A 9,207-nucleotide genomic window follows, 5' to 3' on the forward strand; every position below is an offset into this window, starting at 1 on the left:
GCCGGCGTCCCGTGTCAGTCGCAGTGGCGCTCGGGCTGCGGCGGCAGGTGCTCGGGCTTCAGGTCGTGCTGCCCCATCAGCCAGGGCAGGCGCGCGGCGCTGCCCACAATGGCCCCCACGGCCCAGAACAGGGCCGACACCCCGACCACAGTGCCAATCGAGCCAAACAGCACCGGCATCACCACGCTGGAGCCATTGATGGCCATCATGCGCAGGCCCAAGGCCTCGCCCTGGCGGTGCGCCGGGGTGATCTGGTGGATCATGCTCATCACCATGGGCTGTACCGAACCCAGCACCAGGCCCAGCACAACGGAGCAGCCCATCATGGACCAGGCCCCCGGCATGAAGGGGTAGGCAATGAAGAGCACGCAGGCACAGACCATGGCGCCCAGCACCACCTTCCATTCACTCAGGTGCTCGGACAGCAGCGGGATCAGCACGCGGATGGCAGCCGCCGCAATCGCAAACGCGCCCAGGATGGTGCCGATCACCGAGGCCGACAGGCCGCGCTCGTGCCCCAGGATGGGCACGACAAAGGTGTGCACGTCCCAGCACGACGACAGGGCCCAGTTCATCAGCAGCAGGCGGCGAAAGCCATGGTGCTGCAGCATGTCCCAGGCCGTGCCGGAACGCGGCGAGCTGGGAGTTGGCTCGCTGGCGTGCTCCGCCACCGTGCGCACCCACAGCCAGGCACTCAGCGGCAGCAGCGCCATCAGCAGGAAGGCCGCGCGAAAGCCGGTGGTACTGGCCGCCTCGCCGCCCGCATAGTCGATCAGCAGGCCGGCCATGAACGGCCCCAGGAAGTTGGAGACCGCCGGGCCAATCGCCAGCCAGCTGAAGACCTTGCGCAGCGTGACCTTGTCGTGCGCCTCGCGCCCCACATGGCGCTGCAGGGCGATGATGGCGGCACCCGAGGCCCCGCCGCTGAGCAGTGCCGCCAGGCACAGCACCGGGTACATGGGGAAGATCACCGCCAGCCCGGCGCCCAGGCTGGCCGCCACCACGCTGATGGCCAGCGGGCGCTTGAGCCCATGGCGGTCCGCATAGCGGCCGGCGGGCAGCGACAAAAATACCTGGGTCAGCGCAAACAGCGCCAGCAGCACGCCGACCGCCGCCGGGCTGTAGCCCTCGCGCAGGGCCAGCAGCGGGGTCGCCATGCGCATGCCCGTCATGCAGGCATGGATGGAGATTTGCGCCAGGATCAGGCGCAGCAAGGATCCATTCACAAGATTCATTCGTCCTCAGAATCCGCCACGCCCCCCAGGGATGGTGACGGTGCACGGCCTTGCGGCAGTGCGGCAGGCGATGCGGCCGCCAGTGCTGCCGCATCGGGCAACTCCTGCACGTCGCGCAGCTTGCGCTGGATGGCGCGGGTGCGCACGTCGACCTGCTCGAACTTCTTGGCCGCCGCATCGATGGATTTGCGCGTCGCCTCGACCACCTCGCCAAACTTGGCGAACTCGGTCTTGACCTGGCCCAGCACCCCCCAGACTTCGGAGGAACGCTGCTCGATCGCCAGCGTCTTGAAGCCCATCTGCAGGCTGTTGAGCATGGCGGCCAGATTGGCCGGCCCGGTGATGACCACGCGGCACTCATTTTGCACCGCTTCCAGCAGGCCGGGGCGGCGCATCACCTCGGCAAACAGGCCTTCGGTGGGCAGGTACATGATCGCGAAATCCGTGGTGTGCGGCGGCGCCACGTACTTGGCGGCAATCTTGCGCGCTTCGCCGCGGATGGAGCTTTCCAGTGCCTGGCCCGCCGCGGCCATGCCGGCCTTGTCGGCCTCGTCCATGGCGTTCTGCAGACGCTGGTAGTGCTCCACCGGGTACTTGGCGTCGATGGGCAGCCACACCGGCTGCGCACCGTCGCGCCCGGGCAGGCGGATGGCGAATTCCACCAGCTCGTTGCTGTCCGGCACGGTCTTGACGTTCTTGGCGTACTGGTCGGGCGTCAGCACGTTGTCGATGATGGCGCCCAGCTGTACCTCGCCCCAGGTGCCACGCGTCTTCACATTCGTCATCACGCGCTTGAGGTCGCCCACGCTACTGGCCAGGGACTGCATCTCGCCCAGGCCCTTGTGCACCTGCTCCAGCCGGTCGCTGACCAGCTTGAAGGATTCGCCCAGGCGCTGCTCCAGCGTAGCGTGCAGCTTCTCGTCCACGGTGCGCCGCATTTCCTCCAGCTTGGCCGCGTTGTCGGCCTGGATGGTCGCCAGCCGCTCGTTGAGCGTGCCGCGCAGTTGCTCGGCCGACTGGTGGCTGTCCTGGTTCAGGCGCTGCAACTGCTGGCCCAGGGCCTGCTGCAGCTGCGTGAAGTGCTGCTGCAGCTCCTGCCGGCTGTGGCGCGCCTCCTGCAACTGGCGCTGCATGTGGGCGTCCACCAACTGGCGCAGGCTGTCGGCTGCCGTGGTCTGGTTCTGGCCCAGGCTGTGCACCAGGCCCTGCACCTGCTGGCCCAGGCCGGTCAGTGCGCCCTCGCTTTTGGCCACGGCCATCTGCGCCAGCTGCTGGGCACGCTCCAGGTGTTCCAGGCGCTCCAGCAGGTCCAGGTCGGCCGGCTGGGGCCGCGGTTGGAACCAGTGCAGCAATTGCAGCAGCACCACCGCCAGCAGCAGCGCCAGCAACACCCAGGGCATCCAGTCCACGTGCATTCCTTTATAAAAACAGAGCTGGCAGCGCAAGCGAACACTTGCATTCAGGCACTTTCATACCTGAAAAGCAGGATGGACGCGCGCCACCAGCTCCTATTTTTTCACACTGCCCAGCGCACAGCACGCGCGGCGGCATCCGGCGTATTCACCGGGGTCAACGGCGCCTGGCCGCCCAGCACGGCCACCAGGTTGTCGGCCGCCAACCGACCCATGGCGCGGCGCGTGGCCACGGTGGCGCTGGCGATGTGCGGGGTCAGCACCACATTCGGCACCGTCAGCAGCGCGGGGTGGACCGAGGGCTCGCCCTCGAACACGTCCAGGCCGGCGGCAGCAATCTGGCCGGCCTTCAGGGCCTGGGCCAGGGCAGCGTCGTCCACAATCCCACCGCGCGCGATGTTGATCAGCGTGGCCGTGGGCTGCATCTGCGCCAGTTCGGCCGCACCGATGGTGTGGTGGTTTTCGGCCGTGTACGGCAGCACCAGCACCACGTGATCGGCCGTGCGCAGCAGTTCGTCCTTGCTCACATACCGCGCCTTGCATTCGGCCTCCAGCGCGGGCGACAGGCGCGAGCGGTTGTGATAGACCACGTTCATGCCAAAGCCGTGCGCGCCGCGCTTGGCAATGCCCTGGCCGATGCGCCCCATGCCGATGATGCCCAGCGTGCTGCCGTGCACCTCGGCCCCGGCGAACATGTCGTAGCTCCATTTGGTCCACCGGCCGGCGCGCAGGTAGTGCTCGCTCTCCGTCACGCGCCGGGCGGTGGCCATCAGCAGGGCAAAGCCGAAGTCGGCCGTGGTCTCGGTCAGCACATCGGGTGCGTTCGTGCCTTGCACCCCGGCCTGGGCCATGGCGGCCACGTCGAAGTTGTTGAAGCCCACGGCCATGTTGGCCACCACCTTGAGCTGCGGGCAGGCGGCCAGCAGGGCCGCATCGATGCGCTCGGAGCCGGTGGTCAGCACGCCGTCCTGGCCCTGCAGCTGGGCAGCCAGCTGCGCGGGCGACCAAACGGTGTCCGCCGCGTTGGTCGTGACGTCAAAGTGCTGCTGCAAAAAGGCCACGACCTGGGGGTCGATGGCGCGGGCGATGAAGATTTTGCGACGCGACATGGCTTAGAGGAACCAGATGTAAGTCATCACCACAAACAGTGGGATCAGGATGGCCGTGGACCACAGCATGTAGCCGAAGAAGCTCGGCATGCGCACGCCGCGGTCTTCGGCAATCGCCTTGACCATGAGGTTGGGCGCATTGCCGATGTAGGAGTTGGCCCCCATGAACACGGCCCCCGCCGAGATGGCCACCAGCGTCGGCGCCAGGGCCGTCATCAGCGCAGCCGGATCGCCGCCCGCGGTGTTGAAGAACACCAGGTAGGTCGGCGCGTTGTCCAGGAAGGACGACAGCGCCCCCGTGGCCCAGAAGTACATGGCGGTGTTGGGCGTGCCGTCGGGGTTGGTCACCGCACGCACGATGGCACCGAACGGACCGTCCACACCCGCCTTGAGCATGGCGATGACGGGGATGATGGTCAGGAAGATGCCGGCGAACAGCTTGGCCACCTCCTGCATGGGGCCCCAGCCGAACTGGTTGTCGTCATGCACCTGCTTGGGCGTCAGCGCCAGCGACAGCAGTGCCACCCCGATCAGGCCGATATCGCGCACCAAGCCGGGCAGGCCGACTTCGGTGCCCAGGATGTCGAAGGCCACCGCGCTTTTCCACATGCCGCTCAGCAGCACCAGGCCGACCACCGCGCCCAGCAGGGCAAAGTTCAGCTTGCCGTCAAAGCCCAGGGGCTCGCGCGTCGCCTGCGCAGGCTGCGCCACGGCGCCGTCGCCACGTGCCATCCAGCAGTCCAGCACAAAGAACACCGCCAGCAGCACGCCGATCAGGAACAGGGCCTGGGGCCAGATATGCAGCAGGGTCCAGCTGAAGTCCACGCCCTTCAGAAAGCCCAGGAACAGCGGCGGATCGCCCAGGGGCGTCAGTGAGCCGCCCGCATTCGAGACAATGAAGATGAAGAACACCACGATGTGCACCACCTTGCTGCGGTGGGCATTGGCGCGGATCAGCGGGCGAATTAGCAGCATGGAGGCGCCCGTCGTGCCCATGAAACTGGCCAGCACCGCGCCCAGCGCCAGGATGGCCGTGTTCAGCAGCGGCGTGCCCGTCAGGCTGCCGCGGATGTAGATGCCACCGGCCACCACGTACAGCGCCGTCAGCAGGATGACGAAGGGCAGGTACTCCGCCAGCAGCGCATGCACAAAGCTGACCGCCGCCGCGCCCGCCCCGTGCATGAGCACCAGGGGCACCAGGAACGCCAGGGCCCACGCGGTGGTGATCTTGCCGAAATGGTGGTGCCAGATGCTGGGCAGCAGCAAGGGCATCAGGGCAATCGACAGCAGCAGGCCGGCAAAGGGCACGGCCCACCACAGGGCCAGGCTGGCGCCGTCCAGTTCGGCCGCCTGGGCCAGGGCGGGCAAGGCCGCCATACAGCCTGCCACGAGGGCAGCGCGCGCATATTTCATTCTTTGGTCTCCTCGGGAATCTCGAACACCTGGCGCAGATAGGCCAGGTATTTCTTGTCTTCGCACATGCTCTTGCCCGGCGTGTCGGACAGCTTGGCCACCGGCTGGCCGTTGCAGCGCGTCATCTTGATGACCACCTGCAGCGGCGCGTAGCCCAGGTCGTTGGTCAGGTTGGTGCCGATGCCGAAGGCCAGCTGGCAGCGGCCATGGAAGCGCTGGTACAGCTCGATGGTGCGCGGCACGGTCAGCGCATCGCTGAAGATCAGCGTCTTGTTCAGCGGATCGACGCGGTGGTTGCGGTAGTGCTGCAGCAAGCGTTCGCCCCAGGCGAACGGGTCGCCGCTGTCGTGGCGCGCGCCGTCGAACAGCTTGCAGAAATACAGGTCAAAGTCGCGCAGGAAGGCACTCATGCCATACACGTCGGACAGGGCGATGCCCAGATCGCCCCGGTACTCCTTGGCCCAGGACTCGAAGCCGAAGACCTGGCTGTCCCGCAGGCGCGGGCCCAGGGCCTGGCAGGCCTGCAAGAACTCGTGCGCCATGGTGCCCAGCGGGGTGATGCCCAGGCGCATGGCATACAGCACGTTGCTGGTGCCCGCAAACTGCCCGGGACCATGGCCCGGGGCCGGACGCTGGTTGCCTGTGCCCAGCTTGCCGCACAGCACGCGCAGCACCTCTTCGTGCCAGGCGCGGCTGAAGCGCCGGCGCGTGCCGTAGTCGGCAATCTTCAAGCCCTCCAGGCCGTCACCCCGCAGCAGGCGGATCTTTTCATCGAGGCGGCGGCGCCCCTCCAGAAAGTCGGGCACGGGCTGGGTGTTGCGGAAGTACACCTCGTTGACGATGGCCAGCACCGGGATCTCGAACGGAATCACGTGCAGCCACGGGCCGCGGATGGCGATGTCGATCTCGCCATTGCTTTGCGGGGTGATGGTGATGTACTTCTCGTTCAGCTTGAACAGGCTGAGGAAGTCGACAAAGTCGCTCTTGATGAAGCGCAGCGAGCGCAGGTAGGCCAGCTCGGCATCCTGGAAGCGTAGCTGGCACAGGGCCCGGATTTCGTCCCGGATTTCCTGCACATAGGGCACCAGCTGCACCCCGGGGTTGCGGCACTTGAACTTGTACTCCACCTGAGCCCCGGGAAACTGGTGCAGCACCGCCTGCATCATGGTGAACTTATACAGGTCGGTATCAAGCAGACTGGTAATGATCATGGCGTGCGGCGCAAGGGCGAAAGCCACAGTGTAGGCCAATCCCTGGCCTGGCTGCGGCAGAACATCTGCACCAAAACCCACGTTTGCGCTTGATGCACAGGCGCAGACTGCTATCGAATTCAAGGATGCTGGCAACGCTTAGGCGGCCAACGGCTCCAGGGCGGCGCGCAAGACGGCAGGCAAGGCGCAAGGCCGCCGCGAGGCCTTGTCCACATACACATGCACGAAATGCCCCACGGCCGCGGCCATCTCCTCCCCCTGGGCGAACAGACCGATTTCATAGCGCACGCTGCTGTTGCCCAGCTGGCTGACACGCAGCCCGGCTTGCACAGTCTGCGGAAAAGCCAGCGGGGCAAAGTAGTTGCACTGGGTCTCAATCACCAAGCCGATTGTGCTGCCGTGGTGGATGTCCAGCGCCCCCTGCTCGATGAGGTAGGCGTTCACGGCGGTATCGAACCAGCTGTAATACACCACGTTGTTGACATGGCCGTACACGTCGTTGTCCGACCACCGGGTGGGGATGTCGCGAAAGACCCGGAACGCCGTGCGGGGCAAGGGCGCGGGCCGAGGGAGTTGGGGCTTGCTGGTCATAGACCGTGATTGTGCAAACGCCCGGCCCCGGCAGCCGCCCTGGAGGTGACAGACTCGGGTAAACACCCAGAAAAACAGCCAGTTACAGGAAAGGTGGCCGTTCATACATTTTTTTGCTGCATTGCACAAAAAAGTGCTTGCACCAATGTGAAGCTTGCTTAAAAATACATCCATGCTGCGCTGCAACATAGAGTTTGAAGCTTCAGGTGCAGCTGCACTCCCCCTTTTCATCAGTAAGGAGATCACCATGGCACTCACACCTGAGCAACTCATCGCTACCCACAAGGCCAACCTGGAAACCCTGTTCGGCCTGACCACCAAAGCCTTCGAAGGCGTGGAAAAGATTGTGGAACTGAACGTGGCCGCTTCGCGCGCCGCCCTGACCGAAGCCGCCAACCACACCCAGGCCCTGCTGAACGTCAAGGACGCACAAGAGCTGCTGGCGCTGCAAAGCAGCCTGTTCCAGCCTCTGGCCGAAAAGACCGCGGCCTACAACCGCCACCTGTACAACATCGCCACCAGCACCAGCACCGAACTGAGCAAGACGCTGGAAGCCAAGGCTGGCGAGTTCCAGCAAGGCTTCAACAACCTGGTGGAATCGACCGCCAAGAACGCCCCTGCCGGTTCCGAAACCGCCGTGGCCGTGATGAAGAGCGCCGTGTCTGCCGCCAACAACGCCTTCGAAAGCGTGCAAAAAGCGGTCAAGCAAGCCTCCGATCTGGCCGAAGCCAACCTGAAGGCCGTGTCCGCCACCGCCGCTTCGGCCACGCAGGCCGCCGCGACCAGCAGCCGTAAAAGCTGATTTGCAAAGACTTTGATCCATCATCTAGACAAAGTCTAGGGTTTACCCTAGAATATATACATTGACCTGTTCTTCAGGTCCCCAGTTGTCTCCTTGGATCCTCTCGAAACCCCCGTTTCTTGGATCCCTTCAAGCCCGGTTTTTGACCGGGCTTTTTTTTACCCCTGCATTTGCGCATCGCGACCGATGTCCCTCCACGCACCTTGGGTGCTGGTATTTCGCTGTCACCGCTCTCATAATTGACGTTTACGTCAACGAAATATAAGGAGCACACATGGACATCCAAGGCAAGGTCTTCATCGTCACGGGGGGCGCGTCCGGCTTGGGCGAAGGCACAGCACGCATGCTGGCCACCCATGGCGCCAAGGTGGTGGTGGCCGATATGCAGGCCGACAAGGGCCAGGCCGTCGCGGCAGAGATCAACGGCCGCTTCGTGCGCTGCGACGTCAGCAGCGAGGCCGATGGCCTGGCGGTGGTACAGCAAGCGACCGCACTGGGCAAGCTGATGGGTCTGGTGAACTGTGCAGGGATTGCTCCCGCCGAAAAGACTGTGGGCAAGCACGGCGCTCACAGCCTGGCGCTGTACCAGAAGGTGATCACGGTGAATCTGGTGGGTAGCTTCAACATGATCCGCCTGGCTGCAGAGGCCATGAGCCAGAATGAACCCGAAGCCACGGGCGAGCGCGGCGTGCTGATCTCGACCGCCAGCGTGGCCGCCTATGACGGACAGATCGGCCAAGCGGCGTACGCGGCTTCCAAAGGCGGTGTGGTCGGCATGACCCTGCCGATTGCACGCGATCTGGCACGCAGCGGCATCCGCAACATGACGATTGCCCCGGGCATTTTTGGCACCCCCATGCTGTTCGGCATGCCCCAGGAAGTCCAGGATGCCCTGGCTGCAGGCGTCCCCTTCCCCAGCCGCCTAGGCACCCCGCAAGACTACGCCAAGTTGGTGAAACACATCATTGAAAACGACATGCTCAATGGCGAAGTGATTCGCCTGGACGGCGCGATTCGCCTGGCTCCACGCTAATCGGCGCAAAGCGACAACCCCAAAGCCTCTTGAATGAGGTTTGGGTTGCACAAAAATCGGCATCTCAGCTACAAAGCAAAAAGCCGCATTTATCGAAATAAATGCGGCTTTGGTATTTATATGGCGGAGTGGACGGGACTCGAACCCGCGACCCCCGGCGTGACAGGCCGGTATTCTAACCAACTGAACTACCACTCCTGGCAGGAAGCTTTGCGACTGCTTTTTAGCAACATCAAGTGCTTCAAACTTGGCGACCCTACGGGGATTCGAACCCCGGTACTCACCGTGAAAGGGTGATGTCCTAGGCCTCTAGACGATAGGGTCAAAACCTGGAATCGTTACCGATTAAAAAAGCGCCTTTAGTAAAAAGGCGCTTTTTTAATCAAGCGACTGACTGCAAC

General features: G+C 64.3%; 8 protein-coding genes and 2 tRNA genes. 2 read left to right on the top strand and 8 right to left on the bottom strand.

The window, feature by feature from the left end; translation table 11 throughout:
* Window positions 1–14 precede the first annotated feature (14 nt).
* The 6 genes from CA2_RS11730 to CA2_RS11755 all read right to left on the bottom strand — a co-directional run bounded on the left by CA2_RS11730 (window position 15) and on the right by CA2_RS11755 (window position 6,971).
* A complete protein-coding gene (locus tag CA2_RS11730; protein WP_042417165.1) occupies window positions 15–1,226 on the bottom strand; it encodes an MFS transporter in 1,212 nt (403 codons plus the stop codon).
* Window positions 1,227–1,231: 5 nt separating this feature from the next.
* Window positions 1,232–2,650, bottom strand: coding sequence for a DNA recombination protein RmuC (locus tag CA2_RS11735; RefSeq protein ID WP_052369928.1), 1,419 nt, complete (start codon window positions 2,648–2,650; stop codon window positions 1,232–1,234).
* Between the two features lie 101 nt (window positions 2,651–2,751).
* Window positions 2,752–3,756 (bottom strand): 2-hydroxyacid dehydrogenase, encoded by a 1,005-nt coding sequence (locus CA2_RS11740; protein WP_042417168.1) that lies wholly within the window; start codon window positions 3,754–3,756, stop codon window positions 2,752–2,754.
* A 3-nt stretch (window positions 3,757–3,759) separates the two neighbouring features.
* Window positions 3,760–5,169 (bottom strand): sodium:proton antiporter, encoded by a 1,410-nt coding sequence (locus tag CA2_RS11745; protein ID WP_042417171.1) that lies wholly within the window; start codon window positions 5,167–5,169, stop codon window positions 3,760–3,762.
* Window positions 5,166–6,380, bottom strand: coding sequence for a nicotinate phosphoribosyltransferase (gene pncB, locus CA2_RS11750; protein WP_042417222.1), 1,215 nt, complete (start codon window positions 6,378–6,380; stop codon window positions 5,166–5,168). The genes CA2_RS11745 and pncB overlap by 4 nt, the downstream gene beginning before the upstream one ends.
* Window positions 6,381–6,518: 138 nt before the next feature.
* On the bottom strand, window positions 6,519–6,971 hold the full coding sequence (locus CA2_RS11755; protein WP_042417174.1) for an acyl-CoA thioesterase: 453 nt from the start codon (window positions 6,969–6,971) through the stop codon (window positions 6,519–6,521).
* Between the two features lie 247 nt (window positions 6,972–7,218).
* On the opposite strand from CA2_RS11755, the gene CA2_RS11760 reads away from it, so the two are divergent.
* The gene (locus tag CA2_RS11760) at window positions 7,219–7,773 is read left to right on the top strand and encodes a phasin family protein (RefSeq protein WP_042417177.1); all 555 of its coding nucleotides are present in this window, start codon (window positions 7,219–7,221) and stop codon (window positions 7,771–7,773) included.
* 274 nt (window positions 7,774–8,047) lie between these two features.
* A complete protein-coding gene (locus CA2_RS11765; protein WP_042417179.1) occupies window positions 8,048–8,806 on the top strand; it encodes a 3-hydroxyacyl-CoA dehydrogenase in 759 nt (252 codons plus the stop codon).
* A 121-nt stretch (window positions 8,807–8,927) separates the two neighbouring features.
* Here the strand turns inward: CA2_RS11765 and CA2_RS11770 are convergent.
* A tRNA-Asp gene (locus CA2_RS11770) sits at window positions 8,928–9,004 on the bottom strand.
* Window positions 9,005–9,054: 50 nt separating this feature from the next.
* Window positions 9,055–9,130, bottom strand: a tRNA-Glu gene (locus tag CA2_RS11775).
* Window positions 9,131–9,207 lie beyond the last annotated feature (77 nt).

The organism is Comamonas aquatica NBRC 14918, from assembly GCF_000739875.1.
GTDB lineage: Bacteria > Pseudomonadota > Gammaproteobacteria > Burkholderiales > Burkholderiaceae_C > Comamonas > Comamonas aquatica.